The sequence below is a fragment of the Enterocloster sp. OA13 genome (assembly GCF_022440595.1).
Classification (GTDB): domain Bacteria; phylum Bacillota; class Clostridia; order Lachnospirales; family Lachnospiraceae; genus Enterocloster; species Enterocloster hominis.
The window spans coordinates 6,760,589-6,786,901 of sequence record NZ_JAKNTF010000001.1; the positions used below are offsets into that span (position 1 = coordinate 6,760,589).

Genomic DNA, 26,313 nt, shown 5'->3' on the forward strand with positions numbered 1-26,313 from the left:
CCATGCCGTTGGACTGCCTGGATATCAGCAGGTTGCGGGAAACGGGAACGGGTATGTCTGCATTGGACATCAGAGGAGGAAGCACCATGACGGTACCGGCAGGAAGCAATGGCAGTATGCGGCATTTCAGAAGGATTGTGGTAGATGGCATTGAATACATATGGCTGTTCCGGTATGAGGATTTTAAATATACGAAAAATCCCTATCTGCTGGTTGGAATGCCATCCCAGCCAAAAGCATGGGTACGGATGGTATTTGAACTGGGGGACCATTTCATGCTTAACAGCGGATATCCGGTATTGTTATCAGGAGAGGAAGTTCTGGTTAATATGAATCAGCCGTCTATGATAGCAAAGGCCATCCGTCAGTGCAGGAAGATGGGGATAAGCTTTGAAGGGACGGGGGAAATTGTTCTGGATGGTGTGGATGTACTGGAGGAAATGGGATATTCAATGAAGAAGGATATAGGACCAACCGCAGCAGGACGATAAAGTGAGGAGGAACCATGTATGTTTCGTATGTTTCAGAAAAAGAAAAGCCAGGAACCGCTGTTCATATACCGTATTGAAGATACATTTGCCATGAAAAGCGGGGATTGTGTGGTGACCGGACAGGTGGTTCAGGGAAGCGCAGGTGTAAACGATACGGTCTGGTATATGGATGCCCGCGGCACCAGACAGTTTTGTGTTGTAATCAGCGGGATTGAGTATGGCAGGGAAGGGATGAAAAAGACAGCTAAAGTCAACCCGTCCGGCACATATGGTTCCCATTATGGCATTCTCATAAAAGGATACCCCAAGGAAATGTTTGAAATCGGAGGAACGCTTCAGGCTGGGAACTGTTAGCCTGGGACCTCTAAACCCGGGACCTGCAAACCTGGGACTGATAGTTAACGGGGGAGGGTGAATATGACATATCTGGATGAATTCCTGAAACATGTGCTGGAAAATGTAGATGACTACACAGGTGAAACCCTGGCGGAGGAGGCTGCGTCCATTCTGTATAAAAAATACGTGTTTGCCTATCTTGACAGGCAGTTGGATGTCATAAAGACGGAGAAGGAAAGAATAGGTCTGCTGGGGACCGATGCGGTCAAGGCATCCCCGCCCGCAGCGGATCCAGCCATTACAGCGCTGACAAAGGCTAAAATCAAACATCTGGAAGACGGATCAGAATTAATTGATTTTGCCAATCATGCCGCTGAACGGTTATCAAAGGAAGACTACCAGGGATTCCTGTCATTATTTGATGATGTAAGGGGAACTGGGCCGGATGGGATCAGGCTTGCCTTACAGGGCCTTGATGCGGACCGACCTGCAGTAAAGATTGACAATCCATTTACGGCAGGAAATATCACGCCGCTGGCGGAACTGTATCCATATAGGGATGGAAGCGGTGTGGGCCTGGATTATTTCCTTAAAACAGATGGTGTGATGAATGATTTTGTACTGTCTGTTTCATTTGAGAAAACAGGGGATGGGATCAAAACAGTGTTTGTGGATCTGCGGGTCCAGTAATGGATGGACCCGCCCTGTCTAGTGGACCTCCACCTTCAGCTGCAGCTCCGTCACCTGTTCCTCCACATGCTTGGTGGTATGGATATCAATCCATAAAAGCTCCAGCAGAGGACCGCGGATTGCCATGCCATTGTCCCTGGCGTATTGGAGGAGCTGGGGCACATAGGTGCGGGTCTGTCTGAAACTGCCGCAGTAGCATACGGACAGATAGGAGCCGGCCTCGATGCGGTGTTCCCCATCCGGGTGAAGGATGAAGACAGCGTCATACTGCTGGCAGCGCCCGTCCAGGGCGTCTGACAGGTTGACGAAGGAACCCATCTGGTTGTTGCCGATGATATACTGCCGGTCCGGCCCAAAGGAAACCAATTGTTTAATCAGGATGTCCATTTCCTCGTCCGTCTCATAGCTCTGCATGATCCGGTGGCAGGGACGGGGCGGCATTTCTTTTAAACTGATTTGGCCAAGGACAAGTTCTCCGGCCTGGGTAATGGTTTCACGTCTGGTTATGATGTTCTCCCGCAGGGAGTTCAGCCTTGCAATCTGCTGGTCTATCACATGCATTTCCTTCCGGAACAGTTCCAGGGTGGAACCGATGCTTCTGTTTTCAATATAGGAGCGTATCTGATCCATGGAAAACCCAAGCTGGCGCAGGTCGCGGATGACATTGAGGCACCACAGGTCCTCTGTGCGGTAGACACGGTAGCCATTGGGCGCCCGGCGGGGAACCAGGATGCCAAGCTCCTCGTAATAGCGCAGGATGTCCGTGCTGATGCCGTATAATGCTGCAATCTCCCCGATTTTATAAAATGTTGACATGATAGCTCTCCTAAATATGGCAAAAATTGCTGTTTACCTTGGTATTATACCAAGGTTTATACTTTATTTGCAAGATTAGTTGTGTGAATATGAAGGAGAAGGATCATGAATTTCGAAGGAGTGTCGCTGAAGAAAGCATTTTGGAGGTTTGTCTGGCCGTCTGTTCTGGCGCAGTGGATATTTGCACTGTATACCATGGTGGACGGGATGTTTGTGGCCAGGGGCGTGTCGGAGGTGGCTTTGTCAGCTGTTAATATTGCATCCCCCTTTGTGAATTTCCTGTTTTCCGTGTCCATCCTTTTTGCAGTGGGAACATCCACCATTGTGGCTATTTTCCTGGGACAGGGGAAGCACAGGGAGGCCAATCAGGCTAATACGCAGAACCTGGCAGTGTCGGGTGTCATTGCATCTGTTATTATGGCTGCGGTGTGGCTGTGTCTGGATCCGCTGGTGATGTTTTTAGGGGCAACGGAGTCCACGGTGGGATATGTGCGGCATTATATCCTTTCCATCCTGCCCTTTACCTGGTTTTTTATCAGTTCCTATACGTTTGAGACCCTGGTAAAGACCGATGGGTATCCGCGCTTTGCAGCCATTGCGGTGACAACGGGCGCGCTGACAAACTGTGTCCTGGATTATCTGTTTGTCATGGTATTTTGCTGGGGGATAGGGGGAGCCGGTGTTGCAACCGGGATTTCGCAGATGCTGACCGTATTCCTGTACCTGAAGCATTTCCTTGGGGAAAAGGCAACCATCAGGTTTGCAAGACCTGACTGGAGCTTCGGGCAGTTCTGCAGGGTGGTGAAAATCGGGCTTTCCTCAGGACTTACGGAATTATCGGCTGGTTTCACGGTGTTCCTGTTTAACCACGCCATCTTACGTTATATCGGGGAGCAGGGGATTGTCAGCTATACAATCATTGCTTATGTGAATACCATAGTGGTCATGTCCATGGTGGGGATTGCCCAGGGAATCCAGCCGTTAATCAGCTTTTATTATGGGAAAGGACAGCGGGCGGCGTGCAGCAGGCTGCTCAGGTATGCGGTTACAACAGCGGTGGGTATGGCGGGAGCGGCATTCCTTGGCTCCATGGCAGGGGCGGATGGGATGGTTTCCCTGTTTATTTCTGAAAACCTGGAAAGCCTGAGGGTGTATTCTGCCGCCGTGTTCCGGATATTCAGCATATCATTCCTGGTACTGGGTTTCAATATTGTGGGCGCGGGATATTTTACAGCCATTGAGCGGCCAAAGGAGTCGCTGGTCATTTCCCTGGGAAGGGGGATGGTAATCATGGCTGCGGCCCTGGCCGGATGTATCGCCCTGGCCGGCGGCAAGGGAATCTGGTGGGCGCCAACGGTTTCGGAGACCGTGTGCCTGGGTATCACGCTTATATTGGTGTGCCGCCATATCAGGCGTGAAACGGCAACGGCAGATGTGCCCCATGGCGCTGTGACACCGGTCATGGACGAATCATGATTTCCATCGTATAAATCCAGGACGCTTCCTCTTGTGCAGGGGAGGCGTTTTGTGGTATGTGCCCTGCGCCTTGCGTCCTGTACCATGTGCCCTGAAATTCATTGCAGACAGCATATAAAACATTTATAATAGATACCGCAGGGCATCCGAATGGCCCTGGAAGCACCATGGGTTCCATGGATATAAAACAGAATAAAAGATTGGAAGGTGGAAAAATGGACAAGCAGGTCTTACTGATTAATGATTTGGCGGGCTATGGAAAGGTGGCGCTTTCTGCCATGATTCCGGTCCTGTCCCATATGGGATATAACCTATATAACCTGCCCACGGCGCTGGTATCCAACACATTGGATTATGGTAAATTTGATATTTTAGAGACAACCGGTTACATCAGGAATACCATTGGCGTATGGAAGGAACTGGGGTTCTGTTTTGACGCGGTTTCGACTGGTTTTATTGTGTCTGAGCTTCAGGCAGGGGTAATCGCGGAGTATTGCAGGGAGCAGGCGGGGAACGGGACACTGATTTTCGTGGATCCCATCATGGGGGATGAGGGAAAACTCTATAATGGGGTTACGCAGCAGACCGTAGGACATATGCGCAGGCTCACCGAAGTTGCGGACTATATCGTGCCCAACTACACGGAAGCCGTGTACCTGGCCGGGATGCCGTACAAAAAGGACGGCATCACAAAGGAAGAGGCCGGGAATCTGATTGACAGGCTGAGGCAGATTGGCGCTAAATCCGTGATTGTCACCAGCGCATGTGTGGATGGAAATGACACCGTGATAGGGTATGACCATAAAACAGGACAGCGCTTTTTCCTTCCCTTTACACTGATTCCGGTCCGTTTCCCGGGAACTGGGGATATTTTCTCATCCGTCCTTATGGGGAAGGTGCTGGCAGGGGAAGGGCTGCGGGAAAGCACCCAAAAGGCCATGGATATCGTAAAGGAGATGATCCTGCGCAACAGGGATAATGCGGATAAGTTCAAGGGGATTCCAGTGGAGGTCTGTCTGGAGCTGATTGACATTTAGTATGTGCTGTGCCAATCCAAGTGAAGCCTGACATGACAGCTGCCGCAGCCATATCCATATGGTTAAGGATCCGGCTATCCGGGACAGGATTTTTAGTGTATAATAAATACAGTCAGCAGTGCGCAGAATATACCAAAAGAGGAGAAGAATGAGATGCCGCCGTTAAATCTTTTAATAAAGCCGTCTTCCGGCATGTGCAGCCTGAACTGCACCTATTGCTTTTACCACGATCTGATGAGTAAGAGGGAGGTTCCGTCTTACGGCTTCATGTCGGATGAGATAAGCGGGATATTGATCCAAAAAGCGCTTACATATGCTTCCGGCCAGTGTTCCTTTGGGTTCCAGGGAGGGGAGCCTACCATGATAGGCCTGGATTTTTACCGGAAATTCGTGGAACTGGTGAAGAAGCACAATCACAAGAACCTGGAAATCAGCTACTTCATACAGACCAATGGATACCTTCTGTCAGAGGAATGGGTGCGGTTCCTGGCAGAGAACCATTTCCTTATAGGCATTTCCCTGGACGGAACCATACATACGCATAACCGCTACCGCAAGAATTATGACGGGAAGGATTCATTTGCCCAGGTCATGGATACCATTGAGCTTTGCAATCGGTATAAGGCTGAATATAATATCCTGACCGTGGTCAATAAGGCCACGGCCATGAGTGTGCGCAAAGTATACCAGTTCTACCGCAGGAAGGACTTCCGTTATCTGCAGTTCATTCCCTGCCTGGATCCCATTGGCAAGGAAAAGGGAAAGGAGGAATATTCCCTTCTCCCGGAGGAATACGGGCGTTTCCTCTGTGAACTGTTCGATCTGTGGCATGACGACTACTGCCATGGACGCCTGATATCCATCCGCAATTTTGACAACTATCTGGGCATACTGAGGGGATATCCGCCCGAGGCGTGCGACATGCGGGGACAATGCAGCATCCAGCATGTGGTGGAGGCTGACGGAAGCGTTTACCCCTGCGATTTCTATGTGCTGGACCAATGGAAGCTGGGCAATATCCGGGAAGAGGAGTTCGGTGATTTTGCCGCAAAAGAACGGGCGGAGGAGTTCATTGCCCTGTCCCGGAACCAGGACGCGGAATGCAGGAACTGCCGGTACTTCAACCTTTGCAGGGGCGGCTGCCGCAGGGTGCGGGAGGAAACCGGACAAGGCCGCAATTACTTCTGCCAGTCCTACAAAATGTTCTTTGATCATGCCCTGGAGCGGATGATGAAGATGTGAGATATGGAAGGAATCAACTGAACCGCAGCCGACAAGTGAGGAGGGGAAATGTCCAAGACAAAATATATAGCCGTATTGTTAGCCGGAATTATCAGTGCTGCCGGCCTGACCGCGTGCCTGAAAGCCAATGGCAGTCAGATGAATGCAGCGGATACCGCTGGTAATGAAACGCTTTCCCTTGAAATGGAAATGGATGCAAATTACAGTGATTCTGACCCGTTTGAGAATGGACGCCTGTTCTGTGTGTCCGAGGATTTGGAAGCTTTAAACGCAGAGGTTTCATTTCAAATGGATGGGGAACATGGGATTGTGGAAATAAAGGACAGGGATGCGGACCAGGTGTTATGGAGCAACGCCTGGGATGGAAGTGTCGACAGTGATACGCATGCAATCCTGCTTACGGACCTGAAAAAGGATAAAGAGTACGATGTACGGTTTACCGGGACAAAAATCAATCATGCGGTTGTAAATGTTACCTTTGAAAGCGGCTTGGTCCGGGAGAAAGAAAGACCCTCAAAACAGGCCTCCAATTGAATTGTTTGAACAAAAGCCGTGGCATATCAGGATGCCGCGGCTTTTGTCCATATGCTTTTCTGTATGAAACCTAAGATAAAACAACATTCCTACACAATGAACTTCGCGATTTTCTTCCTCAAATCCCCGCATCCATCCTCGTCAATATGAAGGACCAGTTCCACGGTACGTGAAATTGCGAGATAAAGAACACCCAGTATGGACTTGGCGTCCACAATCTGGCGGCCATATTTGATATCAGCGTCGTAATCAAAGCGGCTGATGGTATTGACAAAATCAACTACCTGATTTGGCTGTTCGAACCTGACTAACATGCTTGTCATAAGTATACACTCCTTTGTAGAACATTCAATTCATGTTGTTATAAGTATAGGAGGTATGGCCGGGTTTTTCCATGGTAAGATTTTATGATTTCATGCAAAATTTAACGAAGAATACGGAAAATCCGGTCTAATCCGGTCTTTTTATGGGAGAGGGGGGATGTTGGCGCAACGGTAACCATTGGATTATTAAAAAAATATAAAGTTTTCAATGGCTCTTGACAGTATATGAAATGCGTGTTATATTACATATAGAACAAATAAAACAATAACTTTATTTCATAGAAAAGGAGAGATGACTTATGTTGATGCCTAGTATTTTTGGAGAAAACTTATTGGATGACTTTTTTGATTACCCATTTGGCAGAAGCAGCACCTTTGATATGATGAATACAGATATCAAGGATACGGATGCAGGCTATGAGATTACCATGAACATGCCTGGTGTAAAAAAGGAAGATGTGAAGGCGGAGTTAAAGGACGGTTATCTTACCATCCGGGCCACAGCCAATACCAGCAAGGACGAGAAGGGGTCTGACGGCAGATACATCCGCAGGGAGCGCTATTCCGGTTCCTGCAGCAGAAGCTTCTATGTGGGCGATGCGGTGACCGAGGAGGACATCAAGGCTAAGTTTGAGGACGGCACCCTGAAGATGCTGGTCCCGAAAGCAGAGAACAGACCGGCGGTGGAGGATAAGAAGTATATCCCCATTGAAGGATAAGGGCTGCGGAATCCCGGCGGGGTAAGTTTCAGGGACAGAAGGTAAGAGCAGGAAATTAAGGGCAGGAAGATAAAAGCAGGAAGATAAGAAAAGATGGTGTACGGGCCGCAGCCGGTTGGTACACCATCTTTTTTCCTGTACGAATGAATACAACACCTTGATCTTACAGTTATTTTACAGAATATGACCCGGTAATTTTACATGGATTTTGTATAATGGATTCAGACACTTTTGAATTGTATCAAATGAATGCAAAGGAGGAATCCCATATGAAGCTGATAAAAGAATACTGGCCCCTGGCAGTGTTGGGAATGATTGGTGTATCATTGTTTGCAGGTGCAGCAGCCTTTGTGTTGCAGAATCCGTCTGTTTTATAAAATATATTGGGAAAATAAGCCAGAAACTCCCCTTTTCATTGCCTTTTATTGGAAGGATCGTTATAATGGATTACATAACTACTTTACCAATAAAAGGATAGCGGGGGCAATATGATGTCAGATTCTAAAATCCGGCCGGCAAAGCCTGGGAGAACAGGTGCAGACAGGTGGAAATCATCCGTCTCATTTAAGATTATCCTGAGTGTGCTGGCTGTCTTAATTCCATCCCTGGTGATTTTAATCGTAACCTCCTGTATCGTGGCCTCCGGCTCGATTTCAAGGCTTAGCGGAAAAATGCTGGATATACAGACCGATTATGCGGTGTCCATTGTGGATGAATTTTTTAACAGCAAGGCCGCGGCAATCAGTGTATTTGAAATTGACCATGATATACAGGCTTATTTTGATTCAGTGTCCCGGCCTGAGGATATAGATGTATATGAGGACAGGGAAATCATCCTGAGGGAACTTAAAGGGGCGTTGGACAGGATGTCGGAATCCATGGTAATCCAGGTGTGGATTGCCGATGCAAAGACAGACAGATACCTGCTGTCCACGGGCGGGACGGTGAAGGCTGATTTGAACAATACAAAGTGGTACCATTCCGTGCTCTCCAGCAAAGCCACGGTCATATCGGACCCGTATCTGGACCCGGCTACCGGTAAGACGGTGGTTTCCGTGGTCACGCCTGTGTTTTCTGCTGACGGGGCAGGTATCATCGGATTTGCAGGGGTGGATGTTGATGTGGACAGCCTGTCTGAACTGCTTGCAGGCATCAGGGTTGGGGAAGAGGGATATCTGGAGCTTTTGTCCAACCAGTCGGATTACATATACAGCGATGACCCCACAGCCATGGGAAAGAATGTATCAGATCTGGATATTTCAGATGATTACAAGGAAAAGGTCCGTTCCAATTATAATGGTGTGGTGGATTTCAGCTATGGCGGGGTAGGATATACTTCCAAATTCAAAAACTGTACAAGCACGGGCTGGCTGGCCGTTGCCACCATACCCGTGTCCGAGGTGGATTCCACCCGGGACAGCATGATAGGAATCATGATATCCATGTCCGTGTTCATCCTGTTTTTGCTGTGCGCAGTCATCATAGTACTGATACGGCGTGTGATGAAGCCCATGGCCATGATCAGCGGCAATATGGAGGCGTTTGCCCAGGGGAACCTGGATGGGGACATACAGGTACAGGGCAGTGATGAGATTGGGCGTCTGGCGGACAGCGTACGCTCGTCCACCCATTTGCTGAAAGAGATGATAAATGATGTGTCCCATATATTGGGAGAGATATCCAGGGGCAATCTGGAAGTAGGGACAGCGGACAGTTATATCGGGGATTTCCGGTTTATCCGGGAAGCATTGGAACAGATCATAGGGTCCCTTAATTATATCCTTGGGCAGATCAACATCTCCGCGGAGCAGGTGTCCTTTGGCTCCGAGCAGGTGGCGGCAGGAGCCCAGGCCCTGTCACAGGGGGCTTCGGAACAGGCAGGCGCCCTGGAGGAACTGGCTGCCAGCATAGAGGATATTTCCGGGAAAATCACGGTCAATGCAGACAATGCGGCCCAGGCCACAAAAAGGGCCGGCGAAGTGGGAAGGGAGGCAGTGGAAAGCAACAGGAGGATGCAGGAAATGCTTGCAGCCATGCAGGATATCCGCGTCAGCTCCCGGGATATAGCAAAGATATTAAAGACCATTGAGGATATTGCGTTCCAGACCAATATACTGGCCCTTAACGCGGCGGTTGAGGCTGCCAGGGTAGGGGAAGCAGGCAAAGGCTTTACCGTGGTGGCAGGCGAGGTAAGGAACCTGGCCGTTAAAAGTGCGGAGGCATCCAAGGGAACAGCGGCCCTTGTGAAGAATTCACTGGAAAAGGTGGACGAGGGTGTGCGGATCGCGGACGAGACTGCAAAGTCCCTGAAGAATGTGGTGGAAGGCGTGAAGGATGTGGTTGCGGCCGTGGATATCATATCTGCCGCATCCAATGAACAGGCCGTGTCTGTGAAACAGGTTTCCAGGGGAATTGAACAGATTTCCAGTGTGGTGCAGGTTAATTCGGCCACGGCTGAGGAAAGCGCGGCTGCCAGTGAGGAACTGTCCGCCCAGGCCATACTGTTAAAAGATCTCATAGGGAAATTCAGGTTTAAGAAATGATTCTGTCCTGAGGAAGGATCCTGGCTTGAGGAATAAAGGAATAAAGAAATAAAGGAATCCTGCGGCGCCCAAATGGTACATGGGCGCCGCAGGATCCTTTTATCCGTACCGTGTGTTAAACCAGGTGCCCTGCCTCGAATACCGGGGCATCCGTCCGCTCCTCAATCCGCATCCGGTGGGCGTTATGTACCTTTTCCCGGCAACGTGCCAGGATGTCCGGAACCTCCGCCCAATCCTCCAGATGCGCGTTGCTGGCCAGCTTTTCTTCCTGCAGATGGGCCTGGATGACCAGGCTGTAGTACAGCTGGGTATCCACATGTTCAGAACTGCATATACGGGTCAGAAGCTCCGTAAGGGTCTGGTATTTGGTCAGGAGGTGCCTGGTAGCCATGGAACGGCTGTAGGGGATTATGTAACAGTTGGCAATCAGTCCAAGGACTGCCCCTGCCAGGATATAGCCCAGCCGGATGACGAATAGATTCCCCACCTGCCAAAAGCCGAATGCGTTCATGAATACAGCGCCCCCCAGTGCGCCGATGGTGGAACATGCAAATGTTTCAGCATAATCGGTAAAATAGAATGAAAGGTAACCGGAGAGCATCATGGCAGCGGTGCGCCCGGCAGCCGAAGGAATCAGGGAGTAGATTACAACAGAGGCCAGGCCTCCGGTTATGGTTGCCAGGATACGTTTCTTTGTCTTGACCGGCACATCATCTGCATAGGGCAGGGATACGGAGGCCAGGGTGAACAGGAGCCATCTGCCGTGGGGCATCCCCAGTGCCCGTACCAGGCAGGCGGCTGCCGACAGCACAAGGGCTGTGCGCAGCGCATAGACAGCCCGCACCGGGCTTACGTCCAGGGCAGCCATGAGGCGGAACCGGAAGGACAGGGAGGTTTCGCGGTAGCGGGACCTGTTCTGGGGATCTGTCATGTGCAGCAGCCTGTCGCGGATATAATTCAGGCTGTTATGGAACAGGACAGCGGTTTTGCTGTTTTCAGTGTCCGGCGGGCCGGAGGGATCCGGAAGGGGAATGGTACCGGTTTCCTGTTGGAGGAAGGAATAAAAGGCAGCGAGCCAGGAGCGCACGTTCATAAGCAGGCCGCGGTCATTGGGGGATAAGGGGGCGGGCAGTTCATTTATAAGGACCAGCAGGTGTTCCAGGCCGCGGCCCGCATCAACCATGTAGAAACTGGCGTCGGAGATGCAGAGGATCCGTTTCCTGCGCTCATATACGGTCCGGCTTAACTGATACAGGCGGCTGCGCATGTACGGGAAGTCCGGCGCTTCCCCGTTGCCCTCCAGCCGTCTGTCAATGTAACGGCTGATCATATCAACCATCCCGCTTAAGACATCCTTGGCTGTCTCCACCACCCGCTTCCTTCCCATGAACCACTGGTACAGCATGATGGACACGGCCCCGGCCAGCATGGCCACAAGCCTTCTGGGAAGCTGGGCTGCGCTGACAGGGGAAATATATATCAGGAACAGATAGGATAAAATATAAGGAAAATACAGATGGCTGGAATACTCATAGGTAAATGCGTACAGGATTCCCAACAGTGTGGTAAAATTAATGATAAACGACAAGGGCATGGGAAGGGCATTTACCCAGTAGGCGGCCAGGGCCATTAAGACCAGTACCAGGGACTGGACAATCAGATGGCGGATGGGGGCGGCGGTCAGGTCACGGGCCATGGACGCGGACATCATGATTGTGAAGATGACGCCCACAATGGAATTCTCCGGGCCGAAAATGTGCTGGAAGACATTGATGTATGCAACGATAAAAATAAAGCTGAGTGTGCCGAAGCGGAATTTGTCCCGTACCGGCGCAGGGATTTTAAACCGGATGTTCATGAATGTATGCATCTCCTTTGTTCTGGCTGATGGTTGGATAGTGATTGACTTTGATTACATTTCATATATAATCAAAGAGAAAAAGTCATAGAAATATGATAGTCATGTTTTGTTTACTAATTAACAAGGATAACATTTTAACAGGATTTTGTCAATGGGAGAAAAAGATGAAGAATGCAAAAGCATCGGAGATGTTTGTCCAAAACCTGCTGCTGGTGATGCCGGACTGGCATTCCAAACTGGTTAAACCTTTTAGGGACACGCTGGACAATGAGATGAGCCTGGAGACATACTACTGCCTGGAGACGCTGCGGGCATGCGGCACCGCCACCATGTCAGACCTGGCCCACCAGATGAAGGTACCCAAGCAGCAGATGACAAAACTGGTTGACAGGCTGAGCCAGAGCAGGTTTGTGGAGCGGGTGCAGGGGAAGGATGACCGCAGGGTCACATGGATTCGGCTGACGCCGCAGGCAGTTTCCTATCTGGATGAATATTACCTTAAGAATACGGCATTCATCCAGATGCTGGAGGAAAAGCTGACCAGGGATGAACTTCAGAGGCTGAATGATGCGGTGGAGGCCCTGGAGGAGATACTGCCTAAGTTGACATGAAGTCCCAGCTGTCGGTGACATCCGGGCTGTTAAGCCTGCCAAGGGATACCATCTTCCTGCCGTAATCCCGGCCCGGTTCCAGGTACGCGGAAAACGTCCGGCTGTTGTCATAGGTGCGGAAGGAGTACTTCCTTGCGGACAGGTCAATCATTGCAGTGTACTGTGTGTAATCCGCGGTTTCCCGGTCCGTCATGACAGCGCCTTTGGGGATGCTGACATTTTCCAGTATATGGAATCCTGTGTTTAGCGCTTCTTCCTGGCTGGACGGGATGGGGGAATGGCTTTTCAGATAGGCTGCCCTTACAAATCTGGAGGGAGGGGTAAAATCCCCGGGCAGGCCCAGCGTGCCCGCGCCCTGCCCGAATGGCGCCAGCCTCACGGACCCCCAGTCAGCGTCCTGAGGCTGGTAAGGCGACAGGTCCATATAGTTGCGGAGATTGGTCATATGCCATTGGAAATCGGGACTGTTGGCCAGTACGCCCATTGGATCATCCATGAGCCGCAGTCCGTCCCCGGTCCGCTCTACAGCCATGCAGGCCCCGTCCTGGTCCGCAAGGATCCAGTGCAGGGGCGCCACCGTATTGGTAACGCTGTCCTTCTGTCCCACAATACGTATGGTGTCAAGCAGGGTGGCTGCCTGGCTTACGGATGCACAGAGTCCCAGCAGGAAGCTGACAAGTTCAATGGCCGCAATGGGAGGCCTTGGGTCATTAAGGCCGTCCCCGGAGTCCACGGTATCGTATTGTGCATAACCGGGAAAATAAAGGACAGCCGCCCCAAAGCCCATCTCATTGACTCCGTCTGCGAAAATCACAGGGGGAAGATCCTGGCCTGTGCCTATGAAACTGTAGCGGCTGCGGATCCTGTGGGTGGCTGCCAGGTTGTTCCATTCATAGCCCCTTGGGGATATATAAAGTTCTGGGTCAAGGGGATAGGAAAAATCCATGGTACGGCCAAAACAGGTATTGCCCTGTGCGGTCCGTATGGTGATTGCGGTACACATTTGCACCCCTCCTTACTCGGATGATCGGATTCAGTTCCGTTATGTCATGTATATTCCGCAGCGGATGAAACATTCCGTTTAAGTGGCTTGCTACGGAAATGTAAATGCGATAGAATAGACATGTGGCTTTTAAGGAAGCGCCTGTCCCGGGGAATGACCATGGACAGCCGTGGAATACCAATATGGGAGGAAGTGTGACATGACAAAAGAAGAACTGGCGTTGGAAATCATAAAACGCCTGAAAAAAGAATATCCGGACGCAGGCTGTACCCTGGATTACAACCAGGCATGGAAGCTGCTGGTCAGTGTCCGCCTGGCTGCCCAGTGCACGGATGCCAGGGTTAACGTGGTGGTCAAGGAACTGTATGAAAGATATCCGGACGTAGGGGCCCTGGCAGAGGCCAAGGTTGAGGACATTGAACGGATTGTGAAACCCTGCGGCCTGGGGCACAGCAAGGCCAGGGATATAAGCGCCTGCATGAAGATCCTTCAGGAAGAATACGGGGGCAGGGTCCCCGATGATTTTGACGCCCTTCTCAAGCTGCCGGGTGTGGGACGCAAAAGCGCCAACCTGATCATGGGGGATGTGTTCGGCAAGCCGGCCATTGTCACGGACACCCACTGCATCCGCTTGGTGAACCGCATGGGACTGGTGGATGGGATCAAGGAACCAAAGAAGGTGGAGATGGCTTTGTGGAAGCTGGTTCCGGCCAAGGAGGGAAGCGATTTCTGCCACAGGCTGGTCTATCATGGACGGGATGTGTGCACGGCCAGGACAAGGCCTCATTGTGATGCATGCTGTCTGAGTGACATTTGCGCCCGGAATGGGATCTGAGAGGCGGACATAAAGATAAGTAAGGCATAAGAGGATGTCCACATAACAGAGAAGGCGGTTTTTAATAGTGAAGAATTGGGATGGAAGAACAAACCACAGGCGTCTGGAAGAGGCAAAGGAGATGGCCAGCCGGATGATGCATATGCATTACTGTGAAAATGACGTGAATGGGATTGCTTCCCTGTTTGCCCCGGATGTTCTGTGGATGGGGGCAGGGGAGGAAGAGTATATTGCGGGCCGGGAAGCGTGCGTGGAGGCATTTGCGCAGATGAAAGGCAGCATTCCGCGGTGTAATATATGGAATGAGGAATATGACGCCATACAGCCTTCAGATGGAATCTATATCGTTACAGGACGGATGTGGATTGCCACGGATCCCAGCACCCGGATGTACCTGAAGGTACATCAGCGGGTGTCCTTTGTATTTCAGGACCAGGGGGACAGGCTGTCCTGCGCGCATATCCACTGTTCCAATCCATATCAGGAGATGATGGAGGGGGAAAAGTTTCCTGAAAAGATAGGCCGCCAGTCATTTGACTATGTAGAGGAGCGCATGAGGATCCTGGAGGAGGAGATGCGCCAGAAGAACCGGCAGATGGAGGTAATCATGTCCTCCATTGCAGGCGGGCTGAAAATCAGCAATGATGATGATACCTATTCCTATGCCTTTGTCAGCAGGGAAGCAGCGGCCCTGTTTGGATATACGGTGGATGAATTCATGGAAGTCACAGGGGGGACTGCGGTGGGCAATGTGTATCCGCCTGACCTGCCCGGCGCACTGGCTGACTGCGAAGCAGCATTTAAGGACGGCGGCCTTACCTACTCCACCCGCTACAGGGTGCGCTGTAAGGACGGGAGCCTTAAATGGATTATCGACAGCGGCAAGAAGGCCCGGGATGCAGAGGGCAGATGGATGGTGAACAGCCTATATCTGGATATTACCCAGTCAGAGGCGAATGCCCAGCGTCTGAGGGAACAGACAGAACTGCTGGCCAGCATTTATGACACCGTGCCCTGCGGCATCATCCGCTTTGTACGGGGCCGGGACGGCGGTTACAGGCTGATTTCAACCAACCGCACGGCCATCCGGTTACTGGGTTACGGCACCATGGAGGAGGGGCTGGCGGACTGGCACGATGGGGTGCTGGGAAATGTGCTGCCCCAGGACCAGGAGATGCTGCGCAGCTGCTATATGGAACTGAGGCAGCCGGGCGACCGGCAGGACAGGGAATACCGGGCCAGGTGGAAGGACGGATCCGTCCACTGGCTGGAAGGGACCAACATGGTGGTCTCCGCCACCCCGCAGGGGGACCATATCATCCAGCGGACCATAGTGGATATCACACAGCGCAAGGCGCTGCAGATACAGCTGGAACGGGAACAGGAGATGTACCGGGTGTCCATGGAAGCCAGCGCGGCCGTGATGTTTGAATACCTGATGGATGAGGATGTGTTCATCAGCTATGAACCGCGGCCGGGCATGGGAGTCTGCAGGCATGAACTTCACGATTATTCCAACATCCTTCTGGAACAGAAAATCATCCACCCGGACGATATCCCCATTGTGATTGATAATATCTGTAAGGGACGGGCGGAGACATTCGAAGTGCGCTGTTCCACGCCGGCGGGGCGTCCGGGGGATTATGTATGGTACAGGGTGAACAGCCGCCTGATCATGGAGGATGGGAAGCCGGGCCGTGTGGTGGGCGCCCTTTATAATATCCATGAGATGAAGTCCCTTTTGTTTGAAAACAGCGAACACCTGTATATGAACCAGTCAGCCCTGCAGGCAATCAACGGTGTGTATGTCAGCATGTTCTATGTGAATCTCATACAGGACAGTTATTATGCTGTCCGGCTTCCGGATGCAGGCAGGAAGAGGACATTGTCCAGGGCAGGACGGTTTTCGGAAAGCCTGAACCAGTATATCCTGGAACAGACGGACGAGGCTGACCGGGAGCGGGTGAAGTCCATGTGCGCCAGGGACTGGCTGCTCCGGGAAATCAACCAGGAAAATGAGCATATGGAGGCAGAGTTCCGTCTGGCCGGACCGGAGGACGGGGCATCATGGTACCGTCTGGAAATCCATCTGGTGGCCATGGAGCAAAACAGGCCCAAGACCATCATCATTGCAATCCGCAACATCAGTTCCGAGAAGCAGAAGGAACTGGAACACAGGGAAGAGGAGAAAAAGGCAAAACAGGCCCTTGAGGAGGCATATGCCGCTGTTAACCGGGCCAACCAGGCCAAATCCGAATTCCTGTCCAGGATGAGCCATGATATCCGTACCCCCATGAATGCCATTCTGGGAATGGCCGCTGTTGCGGAACACAATCTGGATAAAGGGGATAAGGTAAAGGACTGCCTTTCAAAGATACATACTTCAGGGGACCATCTCCTGGAGCTGATCAATGCGGTGCTGGATATGTCAAAGATAGAATCCGGCAGCATCTGTCTTGCGGAAAACCCGTTCAGCCTGTCCTGTATGATGGATGAGGTGGCGCAGATCATCCAGACGGACATAGGGCGGAAAGGTCAGCATCTGTCCGTGCATATGCAAGGGCTGGGGCATGACGCAGTGTACGGGGATATGGTCCGGGTCAAGGAAATCCTTCTCAATCTCCTGTCCAATGCGGTTAAATATACCCCGGAAAATGGAACCATCCAGGTATCCCTGGAAGAAAAGCTGTCCAGCCAGAGCGGCGTGGGCTGTTTTGAGTTCATTGTGGAGGATGACGGAATCGGCATGTCCCCGGAATTTCAGGAAAAGATGTTCACTCCGTTTGAGCGGGCGGAGGACGAGCGGGTCAGCCAGATTCAGGGAACGGGGCTGGGGCTTCCCATTACCCGCAACCTGGTGCAGATGATGAACGGGACCATCGGGGTGGAGAGCCATCTGAATAAAGGAACCAGGTTTGTGGTCACCATATATCTGAAACTGGTGGACCAGGATAAAACCCGCAGGCAGGAACCGGAAGCCATATCTGAAGTCCCAAGGACATTCCGGCCGGGTACCAGGATCCTACTGGCAGAGGATAATGAACTGAACCGGGAAATCGTAAAGGAGCTTCTGTCCCTGTGCGGACTGGAGATAACATGCGCTGTAAATGGCCGGGAGGCAGTGGAGTTATTTGAAAAGAATCCCCCGGGAACCTACGGGCTTATACTTATGGATATCCAGATGCCGGTCCTTGACGGATACGGCGCGTCCATGGCCATCCGCCGGATGGGCGTGGATGGAAGGCGTCCGGATGGGGCCGGGATTCCCATTATCGCCTTGACAGCCAACGCCTTTGCAGATGATGCATATAAGGCGAAACAGGCCGGGATGAATGAACACGTCACCAAGCCCCTGGACCTGGACCACCTGCTGGAGACAATGCACCGGTGGATGGATTAATTAATGATAGGATGAAGTAAGAGGTGAAGGAATGAGAACAGGAATCGTTGTAGAAGGCGGCGGGATGCGCGGTATATATGGAGCCGGCGTCCTGGACGTGCTTCTGGAGGATGACATAGAGGCAGACGGCCTTATCGGCGTGTCTGCCGGGGCAATTCACGGATGCAGCTTTGTCTCAGGACAGAAGGGACGCTCCATCCGGTATAACCTGAAGTACAGCCGCGACCCAAGATACATGAGCATGCGGTCCTTAATCAGGACAGGGGATATGTTTGGGATAGATTTCTGTTACCACGAACTGCCGGAAAAGTTAGACCCATTTGATAATGAGACATTTGAGGCAGCCAGGACGGAATACTATGTCACATGCACGGATGTGGAGACAGGCAGGCCCGTGTACCATCACTGTCCCAGCCTGAGGGGAAACCTGATTGACTGGGTGCGGGCTTCCGCCTCCATGCCTCTGGCCTCCCGGATCGTGGAACTGGATGGGAGGAAGCTGTTGGACGGGGGCGTGGCTGATTCCATCCCGGTCATGGCGTTCCGGAAGATGGGATTTAAAAAGAATCTTGTGATACTGACCCGTCCCGCGGGATACCGTAAGAAACCGAATCCCATGATGCCCATGATACGCAGGGTGTTCAGGGAGTACCCTGAATTCGTGGAGACGGCGGCCTGCCGCCACCTGGTATATAACCGGGAACTGGACGAGATCAGCCGTCTGGAGCGGGAAGGGGAGATACTGGTCATACGTCCAAGCCAGCGCATCGAGATCAGCCGTACCGAGCGCAGGCCGGAGCGGATTGAACAGATGTACAGGCTGGGAAGGGAAGACGCCCTGAAGGCGCTTTCAGATATAAAGGAGTTCATGGGGGCTTCAGGGAAGCGGAAAGGAGATTTGTGATGGAATACAGGAAGTTTGGACATAAGCTGGTACTCAGGCTGGACCCGGAGGAAGAGGTGGTGCAGTGCCTGACGGAGCTTTGTGAGAAGGAGGATATCAGGCTGGCAGAGGTCTCAGGGCTGGGAGCTGCCTCTGAGGTGGAACTTGGCCTGTTTGATACGGATACAAAATCATTTCAGGGAAAATGCTTCAGGGGGGCATATGAAATCGCAACCCTGACAGGCAGCGTGACAAGGAAGGATGGGGAACCATACCTGCACCTCCACACGGTGATAGGAAACCCGGTCAAGGGCGAATGCCACGGCGGCCACATGGTCCGGGCCGTCATCAGCGCGACCGCTGAGATTTTCGTGGACATCCTGCCAGGGGAAACCGGACGGAAGATGAACGATAGGATTGGCCTGAACCTGTTTGAGTTCCCGGAATCCCGGTAAACAGGACATGGAAAAGGTAAACCAGAAATCCCTGCCTGAACGGACCGCGGATGCCATCATGTCCATGCTCCACCATGAAAATTACGGGGTAGGACAGAAGCTTCCCAATGAAATCAGGATGGCGGAGCGTTTCGAGGTCAGCCGTTCCACCATCCGTCAGGCGGAAAAAATCCTTGAACAGAGGGGTATCCTGGACATTGAGCGCGGGGCGGGCACATTCGTATCCGGCAGTATGGGGATGAATGAGGATCCTTTGGGATTTTCCCTTATTTATGATAAAACCAAGCTGGCCAGGGACCTACTGGAACTGCGTCTGCTCATAGAACCCAAGTCCGCTTCCCTGGCAGCCCAGAACGCAAAGCGGCAGGACACGGAACTGCTGTTCCGGCTGTGCGATGAACTGGAGGCCATGGTGGCGGCTGGTGAGAATTACGTGAGGAAGGACATGGAATTCCACCAGGCGGTGGCCAACTGCAGCCAGAATGCGGCCATCCACAACCTGATTCCCTATATCCATCAGATGCTGGTGCTTCACGACAGCATTTCCACCAACCGCCATATGGAGGAGACGGTAAAGGAGCACAGGCGCATTGCCAGGGCCATTGCGCAAAGGCGGGGCGCGGATGCATATGACGCCATGGAGTATCATCTGATGGTCATACGCAGCCGGCTGATGGAGGACTGGTGACGGTGCGCGGGAAGCAGCGGATAGGAATGGACAAATGGAAATAGCCGGATAGAAATAGACAAATTTGTATAAAAATATATGACAATGGCCAGAAGTGATTAGAAAAACAGAGGTCCTGTTGAAGCCCGGAATCCGGGATGGTATGATGCATCCAGAATCAATTTCAGAAAAAGGAAGGGATGCATATATCATGGAGAAGATTGTGTTGGACAGCGCCATAAAATTCGGGGCAGGCCGTTACCGCCAGGACAGGAATATCCTGAAGGAGTGCGGACAGGAGATACGCCGGTTTGGGAAAAAGGCGTTTGTGATAGCGGGACCCAGGGCCTTTGATGCGGTTAAGGAGCAGCTGCTTTTGGGATTTGAGGCAGCGGGCCTGGATTATGTGGTGGAGATTTACAGCGGTCCCTGCAGCTTTGAGGCGGCAGAGGAATACGCGGGGAAATGCCTGGCAGCCGGCTGCGACGAGGTGGTTGGGGTGGGCGGAGGAAGAATCATGGATTTCTCCAAGGCCCTGGCCGAGACAGCAGGGCTTGGAACGGTGAATATCCCCACCTCCATAGCCACATGCGCTGCATTTACGGCCATGAGCGTCATGTACACACCAGAGGGGGCCAAGAAGACCTGCTGGAGGTTTGAGCATGAGGTGGATGCCGTCCTGGTGGACATGGACGTGATAGCTGGCTGTCCCGTCCGCTATGCGGCCGCGGGCATCCTGGATGCCATGGCCAAGCGGATTGAAATCCAGAATGGCAAGCCGGTAATGACACTGGAGGACAACCGTTTTGACCTGTTCACCGCATTCAGGATGTCGGAGTATACCTATGATGTACTGGAGCAATACGGTCCCCAGGCCGTCGAGGACATCCGGTGCCACAAGGTTACCAAGGCAGTGGAGGACATAACCTTCATCAACATAGCGGTAACAGGCGTCATAGCCAATATAACCAAGAGCTTCAGCCAGTCCGCCCTTGGTCACATGATGTATGACGGGGTGCGCACCTTCTTCACAAAGGAAGCCGAAGCAGCCCTGCACGGTGAAATCGTGGCCGTGGCGCTGTTTGCCCAGCTCTACTACAACCAGCTGGAGGGGGAGATGGAGCAGCTTAAGCGGTTCATGGAGCGTTTGGACATGCCCCTTACCCTGGACGCCCTGGGCGTGGCATGCAATGAGGAAAACCTTGGGATCCTGGAAGGATATCTCATTGATTCTCCTTATGTGGGACAGGACCAGGAGAGCCTCAGGCGCCTGCACGGGGCCATGGGGATGATGGGGGCGCGGATGTGATTGGCGGATAATTGAAAAAAGCGGGGAGCAGCATTCCGGGCCGGGAAACCTTTTTAAAGGTTCCCGGCCCGGAATACGTTGGATTCTTATTCCAATTCCCCGGCATTTCTGATAGAATGAAAAGAGCAAGAAATAGTTGTATGAGGAACAGCGTCATAAGCGGTATCAGGAGCTGCTCACGTGTTTATATGTGCAGGAGGGGGGATGGACATGGATTATAAGCATGAACTGGTTATTCCCAATGAGGATCTGCCATTCAGGATGTTCCTGTTTGAGGGCAGGGACGGCAATTACAGGGTGGCGAAGCACTGGCACCGTTCGGTCGAGGTTTTCCTTGTGCTGGACGGGCAGATGGAATTTTTCATCAACAATAAAAGGCTTCCGCTGAAGGCGGCTGATTTTGTGATAGTCAATTCCAATGAAATCCATTCCATCGAGGTCCCGGACCCTAATACCACCATTGTGGTGCAGATACCGGTTTCCTGTTTTGCCGGGTATCTGGAGGAAGGGGATTATGCGCTGTTTACCAAGCAGGAAGAGGAGGATAACCTGAACCTGGTGCAGCTGATCGTACGGATGTACCGTACCTATGAACAAAAGGAGTTTGGGTATGAGCTGAAGGTTAAGAGCCTGTTTTTAGAACTGCTTTACCTGCTTGTCACACGGTTCATGAAAAAGGAGGACGACCAGGGCAGTATCCGTCAGAAGCGCCATCTGGACAAGCTGTCCAATATAACCGCGTATCTGAAGAATAATTATGATAAGGATATTACATTGGAGAGCGTGGCGGCTACCTTCGGCTTTTCCCCCACCTATCTTTCAAGGATGTTCAAACGGTATGCCAGCGTCAGCTACAAGACCTATCTCCTGGACCTGAGGACGGAGTACGGACTCAGGGAAATGATGAATACCAGCCACAGCTTAAGCGAAGTTGCGCTGAACAACGGATTTCCCAATGGACGGGCTTTTTCCAAGGCATTTGTGAAGCGGTACGGGTGCCTGCCCAGCGAATACAGGAAGGTGATGGACGGGGATGGTTAAAATGTCTGCCTATTCAGGGAAGGAAGGGTGAAAAGGGCAAAAAAGTGCTGTCATGAAGTCAAGTTTGAATCTGGAAAGACAATCCTGTTCTGGTATAATCGTAGGTAGATGCGTTTACAGCAGGTTCCAGGTACTGGAATCATAAGCTGCCGGAGAAAGGGGAAGGGCAAGATGAAATATCTGATTGGAGTTGATGTGGGGACGTCCGCAACCAAGACCGTCCTGTTCGATGAGGACGGCGCCGTGGCTGCGTCCGCTTCCAGGGAATACCCGCTGTACCAGCCGGAGAACGGATGGGCGGAGCAGAGGCCGGAGGACTGGAGGGATGCGGTGCTTGCAACCCTTAAGGAGGTGACGGACCGGTCCGGCATTCCCGCAGGGGATATCAAGGGAATCGGTATTTCCGGGCAGATGCACGGACTTGTTATGCTGGATGGGAAGGGTGAGGTAATCCGCCCCTCCATCATCTGGTGCGACCAGAGGACCGGACGGGAAGTGGAGGATATGCTTGAAATCATGCCGAGGGAGCGGTGGATTGAGATTACGGCCAATCCGCCTCTTACCGGATGGACGGCGGCCAAGATACTCTGGGTCAGGAAGCATGAGCCGGAGAATTACAGCAGATGCCGCCATATCCTTCTGCCAAAGGATTATATACGCTATGTGCTGACCGGGGAGTTTGCCACCGAGGTATCCGATGCCAGCGGCATGCAGCTTCTGGACGTGCCGGGCAGGTGCTGGTCCAAAGAGGTATTGAAGGCCCTTGATATTGATGAATCCATGCTGGGTAAAGTGTATGAGTCCTGCCAGGTGACAGGGACCCTGCTTGAGCAGGTGGCAGGGCAGACAGGGCTGACCGTGGATGTGAAGGTGGTTGGCGGCGCAGGCGATAATGCGGCTGCGGCAGTGGGAACCGGGATTGTGAAGGACGGCACTGCATTTACCACCATCGGGACCTCCGGCGTTGTATTTGCACACACCAGCAAGGTGTCCATCGACCCCAAGGGCCGGGTGCACACATGCTGCTGCGCGGTGCCGGGCGCATGGCATATCATGGGCGTGACCCAGGGCGCAGGTCTTTCACTCAAGTGGTTCAAGGACCAGTTCTGCCAGGATTATGTGGCCCAGGCCCAGGCCGTGGGATGCGATGTCTATGACCTGATTAATAAGGATGTGGCGGAAATCGGACCCGGGAGCAGCCGGCTGGTCTATCTGCCCTACCTGATGGGGGAGCGGACCCCCCATCTGGATCCGGACTGCCGCGGCGTATTCTTCGGGCTTTCCGCCATCCATACCAGGAAGCACCTGCTGAGGGCGGTCATGGAAGGCGTGTCCTACTCCCTGTGCGACTGCAATGAGATACTGAAGGAGATGGGCGTGGAGGTCACACAGATGATGGCCTGCGGAGGCGGCGGCAAAAGCCCTGTCTGGAGGCAGATGCTGGCAGACCTGTACAACTGCACGGTCAAGACCGTTGAGATGGATGAGGGACCTGCCCTTGGGGCCGCCATACTGGCCGGCGTGGGCTGCGGCATCTATCCGGATGTGGAGACTGCCTGCAGCCGGATCATCCGTGAGAAGAGCAGCACGGAGCCTGTAAAGGAAGAAGCTGAGGTTTATGCAGGGTATCACAGGATATACCAGAACCTTTACCGCAGCCTGAAGGACGACTTTAAGGCTCTGGCAGGGATGAAAGGGTAAAATAAAACAGCCGTGGGCGCGGGGCCGCCACAAGGGGTCACCATGCCCGTGATGAGGAGGAAAAGAGATGGAGTTAATCAATGTATGCAGCCCGGAGTTCAGGCCGTATGGGCGTGTGATTACCGGATATGATGTGGACGGTCTTATGAAGGCCATGGAGTCCACGCCCCTTCCTGAGGACGTTGTCTATGTGGCTTCCGTACCGGAGCTTGAGGCGCTGCCCATCGGTGCGGAGCTGTCTGACGGAATCTATGGACAGATGGAAATCCAGCTGGGATACTGCAACGGCCATAATAAAAAGCTGAATGCCCTGGAGTACCACAGGGATTCAGAGGTGAACCTGGCTGTGACGGACCTGGTGCTGCTGTTAGGCAGGCAGCAGGATATAGAAGAGGATTTTACCTACGATACATCTAAGGTAAAGGCCTTCCTGGTCCCGGCAGGCACCCTGGTGGAAGTGTACGCCACCACCCTCCACTATGCGCCGTGCCAGACAGAGGACAGCGGGTTCCGCTGCGTGGTGGTGCTTCCAAGAGGGACCAACACAGACCTTGACCACAAGCCGCAGGTGAAGTGCGGCGAGGAAAAGCTGATCACGGCAAGGAATAAATGGCTGATCGGCCATGAAGAGGGCGGACTGGACGGGGGCGCATGGATTGGCCTTAAGGGGGAGAACATTTCCCTGTAGATAAACATTTCAGATAGATACTGCAAATAAAAACCGCAGATGAAAACCGCGGTTCATATGACCGTGGAACATTGGCCATAAATCAAATAATAAGACGGAGGATATATGACTATGATCAACATGCCGGAAGTAAAGATTGGTATTGTGGCGGTAAGCCGTGACTGTTTCCCTGAAAGCCTTTCCGTGAACAGAAGGAAAGCCCTGACAGAGGCATATAAGAAGAAGTATGACGCATCCAATATTTATGAATGTCCAATCTGCATCGTGGAAAGCGAGATCCACATGGTACAGGCCCTGGAGGATGTGAAGAAAGCGGGCTGCAACGCCCTGGTGGTTTACCTTGGCAACTTTGGCCCTGAGATTTCTGAGACATTGCTGGCAAAGCATTTTGACGGACCGTCCATGTTCATTGCAGCGGCCGAGGAGTCCGGGAACAACCTGGTCCAGGGCAGGGGCGATGCATACTGCGGCATGCTCAATGCCAGCTATAACCTGAAGCTGCGCAACATTAAGGCGTATATCCCCGAGTATCCGGTGGGCACGGCAGAGGAATGCGCGGACATGATTGAGGAGTTCGTACCCATTGCAAGGGCAGTGGTTGGGCTTAGCAGCCTTAAGATCATCAGCTTTGGACCCAGGCCCCTTAACTTCCTTGCATGCAATGCGCCGATTAAGCAGCTTTATAATCTGGGGGTTGAGATTGAGGAGAACTCAGAGCTGGATCTGTTCGAGGCATTTAACCGCCATGCAGGGGATCCCCGTATCCCGGATGTGGTAAAAGATATGGAAGCAGAGCTGGGCACAGGCAACAGGAAGCCGGAAATCCTGGAGAAGCTGGCACAGTATGAGCTGACCCTCCTTGACTGGATAGACGGGCACAGGGGATACCGCAAGTACGTTGCCATTGCAGGCAAATGCTGGCCCGCATTCCAGACCCAGTTCGGCTTTGTGCCCTGTTACGTCAACAGCCGTCTGACCGGACGGGGGATTCCCGTGTCCTGTGAGGTGGATATCTACGGCGCGCTCAGCGAATTCATCGGCACATGTGTGAGCCAGGATGCGGTCACCCTGCTGGATATCAACAACTCAGTTCCGGCCGACCTTTATGAAGAGGATATCAAGGGCCGGTACGGTTATACCCAGAAGGAAACCTTCATGGGCTTCCACTGCGGCAACACCAGTTCCAAGAAGCTGTCCTTCTGTGAGATGAAATACCAGCTGATCATGGCCAGGGCCCTTCCTGAGGAAGTGACCCAGGGCACGCTGGAAGGCGACATCACACCTGGCGACATCACCTTCTACCGTCTCCAAAGCACGGCGGATAACACGCTGCGCGCCTACATTGCCCAGGGAGAGGTTCTGCCCGTTGCCACCCGCTCCTTTGGCGCCATCGGTATCTTTGCAATCCCGCAGATGGGCAGGTTCTACCGCCATGTGCTGATTGAAAAGAACTTCCCGCACCACGGCGCGGTTGCGTTCGGACATTACGGAAAGGCAATTTACGAGATATTCAAATTCATCGGTGTGGATGTGGAGGAAATTGGATTTAACCAGCCTGCCGGCATGCTTTATAAGACGGAGAATCCGTTTGCGTAAATGAAGGTCTGGCAGGAACAGGTGGACTGCGAAGGTGGATATCCGCCATGCACCCC

Annotated in this window: 24 protein-coding genes; 20 read left to right on the forward strand and 4 right to left on the reverse strand. The window is 52.5% G+C overall.

Annotation, left to right across the window (positions count from 1 at the left end; translation table 11 throughout):
• The first annotated feature begins 2 nt into the window (after nucleotides 1-2).
• The 3 genes from MCJ35_RS30495 to MCJ35_RS30505 all read left to right on the forward strand — a co-directional run bounded on the left by MCJ35_RS30495 (nucleotide 3) and on the right by MCJ35_RS30505 (nucleotide 1,517).
• Entirely contained in the window at nucleotides 3-491 is a 489-nt protein-coding gene (locus MCJ35_RS30495; RefSeq protein WP_240299750.1) for a hypothetical protein, read from the forward strand.
• An 18-nt stretch (nucleotides 492-509) separates the two neighbouring features.
• Complete coding sequence (locus MCJ35_RS30500) at nucleotides 510-845, forward strand: hypothetical protein (RefSeq protein ID WP_008721043.1); 336 nt, start codon at nucleotides 510-512, stop codon at nucleotides 843-845.
• 63 nt (nucleotides 846-908) lie between these two features.
• Nucleotides 909-1,517 (forward strand): hypothetical protein, encoded by a 609-nt coding sequence (locus MCJ35_RS30505; RefSeq protein WP_025483760.1) that lies wholly within the window; start codon nucleotides 909-911, stop codon nucleotides 1,515-1,517.
• Between the two features lie 18 nt (nucleotides 1,518-1,535).
• On the opposite strand, the gene MCJ35_RS30510 is transcribed toward MCJ35_RS30505, so the two are convergent.
• Complete coding sequence (locus tag MCJ35_RS30510) at nucleotides 1,536-2,333, reverse strand: MerR family transcriptional regulator (protein ID WP_025483759.1); 798 nt, start codon at nucleotides 2,331-2,333, stop codon at nucleotides 1,536-1,538.
• Between the two features lie 105 nt (nucleotides 2,334-2,438).
• Here MCJ35_RS30510 and MCJ35_RS30515 point away from each other — a divergent pair, with 105 nt between their 5' ends.
• From MCJ35_RS30515 to MCJ35_RS30530, 4 genes are all read left to right on the forward strand, one after another.
• A complete protein-coding gene (locus MCJ35_RS30515) occupies nucleotides 2,439-3,809 on the forward strand; it encodes an MATE family efflux transporter (protein WP_008721046.1) in 1,371 nt (456 codons plus the stop codon).
• A 215-nt stretch (nucleotides 3,810-4,024) separates the two neighbouring features.
• Nucleotides 4,025-4,846 (forward strand): pyridoxamine kinase, encoded by an 822-nt coding sequence (locus MCJ35_RS30520; RefSeq protein WP_025483757.1) that lies wholly within the window; start codon nucleotides 4,025-4,027, stop codon nucleotides 4,844-4,846.
• Between the two features lie 153 nt (nucleotides 4,847-4,999).
• On the forward strand, nucleotides 5,000-6,088 hold the full coding sequence (locus MCJ35_RS30525; protein ID WP_008721049.1) for an anaerobic sulfatase maturase: 1,089 nt from the start codon (nucleotides 5,000-5,002) through the stop codon (nucleotides 6,086-6,088).
• Nucleotides 6,089-6,136: 48 nt separating this feature from the next.
• Entirely contained in the window at nucleotides 6,137-6,622 is a 486-nt protein-coding gene (locus MCJ35_RS30530) for a DUF4624 family lipoprotein (protein ID WP_025483755.1), read from the forward strand.
• Nucleotides 6,623-6,711: 89 nt separating this feature from the next.
• Here MCJ35_RS30530 and MCJ35_RS30535 read toward each other — a convergent pair whose 3' ends face one another.
• Complete coding sequence (locus tag MCJ35_RS30535) at nucleotides 6,712-6,945, reverse strand: HPr family phosphocarrier protein (RefSeq protein WP_025483754.1); 234 nt, start codon at nucleotides 6,943-6,945, stop codon at nucleotides 6,712-6,714.
• A 299-nt stretch (nucleotides 6,946-7,244) separates the two neighbouring features.
• Between MCJ35_RS30535 and MCJ35_RS30540 the strand changes: the two genes are divergently transcribed.
• Together MCJ35_RS30540 and MCJ35_RS30545 are read left to right on the forward strand one after the other, a co-directional pair.
• Nucleotides 7,245-7,664, forward strand: a complete 420-nt coding sequence (locus MCJ35_RS30540) for an Hsp20/alpha crystallin family protein (RefSeq protein WP_008721053.1) — start codon at nucleotides 7,245-7,247, stop codon at nucleotides 7,662-7,664.
• A 491-nt stretch (nucleotides 7,665-8,155) separates the two neighbouring features.
• Nucleotides 8,156-10,207, forward strand: a complete 2,052-nt coding sequence (locus MCJ35_RS30545) for a methyl-accepting chemotaxis protein (protein ID WP_025483752.1) — start codon at nucleotides 8,156-8,158, stop codon at nucleotides 10,205-10,207.
• Nucleotides 10,208-10,322: 115 nt separating this feature from the next.
• Here MCJ35_RS30545 and MCJ35_RS30550 read toward each other — a convergent pair whose 3' ends face one another.
• Nucleotides 10,323-12,065, reverse strand: a complete 1,743-nt coding sequence (locus MCJ35_RS30550; RefSeq protein WP_025483751.1) for an FUSC family protein — start codon at nucleotides 12,063-12,065, stop codon at nucleotides 10,323-10,325.
• 167 nt (nucleotides 12,066-12,232) lie between these two features.
• Here MCJ35_RS30550 and MCJ35_RS30555 point away from each other — a divergent pair, with 167 nt between their 5' ends.
• A complete protein-coding gene (locus MCJ35_RS30555) occupies nucleotides 12,233-12,679 on the forward strand; it encodes a MarR family winged helix-turn-helix transcriptional regulator (protein ID WP_008721058.1) in 447 nt (148 codons plus the stop codon).
• Here MCJ35_RS30555 and MCJ35_RS30560 read toward each other — a convergent pair.
• Complete coding sequence (locus MCJ35_RS30560) at nucleotides 12,666-13,682, reverse strand: choloylglycine hydrolase family protein (RefSeq protein ID WP_025483749.1); 1,017 nt, start codon at nucleotides 13,680-13,682, stop codon at nucleotides 12,666-12,668. The genes MCJ35_RS30555 and MCJ35_RS30560 overlap by 14 nt on opposite strands.
• A 199-nt stretch (nucleotides 13,683-13,881) precedes the next feature.
• On the opposite strand from MCJ35_RS30560, the gene MCJ35_RS30565 reads away from it, so the two are divergent.
• The 10 genes from MCJ35_RS30565 (at nucleotide 13,882) to MCJ35_RS30610 (ending at nucleotide 26,257) form a co-directional block, all read left to right on the forward strand.
• Nucleotides 13,882-14,517 carry an endonuclease III domain-containing protein gene (locus MCJ35_RS30565; protein ID WP_008721060.1) on the forward strand — a complete coding sequence of 212 codons (636 nt, stop codon included), beginning with the start codon at nucleotides 13,882-13,884 and terminating at the stop codon, nucleotides 14,515-14,517.
• Between the two features lie 121 nt (nucleotides 14,518-14,638).
• Nucleotides 14,639-17,917: a PAS domain-containing protein gene (locus MCJ35_RS30570; protein WP_240299822.1), complete on the forward strand. Its 3,279-nt coding sequence runs from the start codon at nucleotides 14,639-14,641 to the stop codon at nucleotides 17,915-17,917.
• A 31-nt stretch (nucleotides 17,918-17,948) separates the two neighbouring features.
• On the forward strand, nucleotides 17,949-18,821 hold the full coding sequence (locus MCJ35_RS30575; RefSeq protein WP_025483748.1) for a patatin-like phospholipase family protein: 873 nt from the start codon (nucleotides 17,949-17,951) through the stop codon (nucleotides 18,819-18,821).
• On the forward strand, nucleotides 18,821-19,255 hold the full coding sequence (locus MCJ35_RS30580; protein WP_008721063.1) for a PPC domain-containing DNA-binding protein: 435 nt from the start codon (nucleotides 18,821-18,823) through the stop codon (nucleotides 19,253-19,255). The genes MCJ35_RS30575 and MCJ35_RS30580 overlap by 1 nt, the downstream gene beginning before the upstream one ends.
• Before the next feature lie 7 nt (nucleotides 19,256-19,262).
• Complete coding sequence (locus MCJ35_RS30585; RefSeq protein ID WP_034576709.1) at nucleotides 19,263-19,943, forward strand: FadR/GntR family transcriptional regulator; 681 nt, start codon at nucleotides 19,263-19,265, stop codon at nucleotides 19,941-19,943.
• Nucleotides 19,944-20,133: 190 nt separating this feature from the next.
• Nucleotides 20,134-21,231 (forward strand): iron-containing alcohol dehydrogenase family protein, encoded by a 1,098-nt coding sequence (locus MCJ35_RS30590; protein WP_025483745.1) that lies wholly within the window; start codon nucleotides 20,134-20,136, stop codon nucleotides 21,229-21,231.
• Between the two features lie 210 nt (nucleotides 21,232-21,441).
• On the forward strand, nucleotides 21,442-22,272 hold the full coding sequence (locus tag MCJ35_RS30595) for an AraC family transcriptional regulator (RefSeq protein ID WP_025483744.1): 831 nt from the start codon (nucleotides 21,442-21,444) through the stop codon (nucleotides 22,270-22,272).
• A gap of 171 nt (nucleotides 22,273-22,443) precedes the next feature.
• On the forward strand, nucleotides 22,444-23,973 hold the full coding sequence (gene xylB / locus MCJ35_RS30600) for a xylulokinase (RefSeq protein WP_025483743.1): 1,530 nt from the start codon (nucleotides 22,444-22,446) through the stop codon (nucleotides 23,971-23,973).
• A gap of 67 nt (nucleotides 23,974-24,040) precedes the next feature.
• Entirely contained in the window at nucleotides 24,041-24,661 is a 621-nt protein-coding gene (locus MCJ35_RS30605) for a DUF4867 family protein (protein ID WP_008721070.1), read from the forward strand.
• Nucleotides 24,662-24,772: 111 nt separating this feature from the next.
• Nucleotides 24,773-26,257 (forward strand): L-fucose/L-arabinose isomerase family protein, encoded by a 1,485-nt coding sequence (locus tag MCJ35_RS30610; RefSeq protein ID WP_025483740.1) that lies wholly within the window; start codon nucleotides 24,773-24,775, stop codon nucleotides 26,255-26,257.
• Nucleotides 26,258-26,313: the final 56 nt, after the last annotated feature.

Coding starts and splice junctions, on each gene's coding strand:
- MCJ35_RS30495 (WP_240299750.1), top strand. CDS start 3: ATGCCGTTGGACTGCCTGGATATCAGCAGGTTGCGGGAAACGGGAACG.
- MCJ35_RS30500 (WP_008721043.1), top strand. CDS start 510: ATGTTTCGTATGTTTCAGAAAAAGAAAAGCCAGGAACCGCTGTTCATA.
- MCJ35_RS30505 (WP_025483760.1), top strand. CDS start 909: ATGACATATCTGGATGAATTCCTGAAACATGTGCTGGAAAATGTAGAT.
- MCJ35_RS30510 (WP_025483759.1), bottom strand. CDS start 2,333: ATGTCAACATTTTATAAAATCGGGGAGATTGCAGCATTATACGGCATC.
- MCJ35_RS30515 (WP_008721046.1), top strand. CDS start 2,439: ATGAATTTCGAAGGAGTGTCGCTGAAGAAAGCATTTTGGAGGTTTGTC.
- MCJ35_RS30520 (WP_025483757.1), top strand. CDS start 4,025: ATGGACAAGCAGGTCTTACTGATTAATGATTTGGCGGGCTATGGAAAG.
- MCJ35_RS30525 (WP_008721049.1), top strand. CDS start 5,000: ATGCCGCCGTTAAATCTTTTAATAAAGCCGTCTTCCGGCATGTGCAGC.
- MCJ35_RS30530 (WP_025483755.1), top strand. CDS start 6,137: ATGTCCAAGACAAAATATATAGCCGTATTGTTAGCCGGAATTATCAGT.
- MCJ35_RS30535 (WP_025483754.1), bottom strand. CDS start 6,945: ATGACAAGCATGTTAGTCAGGTTCGAACAGCCAAATCAGGTAGTTGAT.
- MCJ35_RS30540 (WP_008721053.1), top strand. CDS start 7,245: ATGTTGATGCCTAGTATTTTTGGAGAAAACTTATTGGATGACTTTTTT.
- MCJ35_RS30545 (WP_025483752.1), top strand. CDS start 8,156: ATGTCAGATTCTAAAATCCGGCCGGCAAAGCCTGGGAGAACAGGTGCA.
- MCJ35_RS30550 (WP_025483751.1), bottom strand. CDS start 12,065: ATGAACATCCGGTTTAAAATCCCTGCGCCGGTACGGGACAAATTCCGC.
- MCJ35_RS30555 (WP_008721058.1), top strand. CDS start 12,233: ATGAAGAATGCAAAAGCATCGGAGATGTTTGTCCAAAACCTGCTGCTG.
- MCJ35_RS30560 (WP_025483749.1), bottom strand. CDS start 13,682: ATGTGTACCGCAATCACCATACGGACCGCACAGGGCAATACCTGTTTT.
- MCJ35_RS30565 (WP_008721060.1), top strand. CDS start 13,882: ATGACAAAAGAAGAACTGGCGTTGGAAATCATAAAACGCCTGAAAAAA.
- MCJ35_RS30570 (WP_240299822.1), top strand. CDS start 14,639: ATGGCCAGCCGGATGATGCATATGCATTACTGTGAAAATGACGTGAAT.
- MCJ35_RS30575 (WP_025483748.1), top strand. CDS start 17,949: ATGAGAACAGGAATCGTTGTAGAAGGCGGCGGGATGCGCGGTATATAT.
- MCJ35_RS30580 (WP_008721063.1), top strand. CDS start 18,821: ATGGAATACAGGAAGTTTGGACATAAGCTGGTACTCAGGCTGGACCCG.
- MCJ35_RS30585 (WP_034576709.1), top strand. CDS start 19,263: ATGGAAAAGGTAAACCAGAAATCCCTGCCTGAACGGACCGCGGATGCC.
- MCJ35_RS30590 (WP_025483745.1), top strand. CDS start 20,134: ATGGAGAAGATTGTGTTGGACAGCGCCATAAAATTCGGGGCAGGCCGT.
- MCJ35_RS30595 (WP_025483744.1), top strand. CDS start 21,442: ATGGATTATAAGCATGAACTGGTTATTCCCAATGAGGATCTGCCATTC.
- xylB (WP_025483743.1), top strand. CDS start 22,444: ATGAAATATCTGATTGGAGTTGATGTGGGGACGTCCGCAACCAAGACC.
- MCJ35_RS30605 (WP_008721070.1), top strand. CDS start 24,041: ATGGAGTTAATCAATGTATGCAGCCCGGAGTTCAGGCCGTATGGGCGT.
- MCJ35_RS30610 (WP_025483740.1), top strand. CDS start 24,773: ATGATCAACATGCCGGAAGTAAAGATTGGTATTGTGGCGGTAAGCCGT.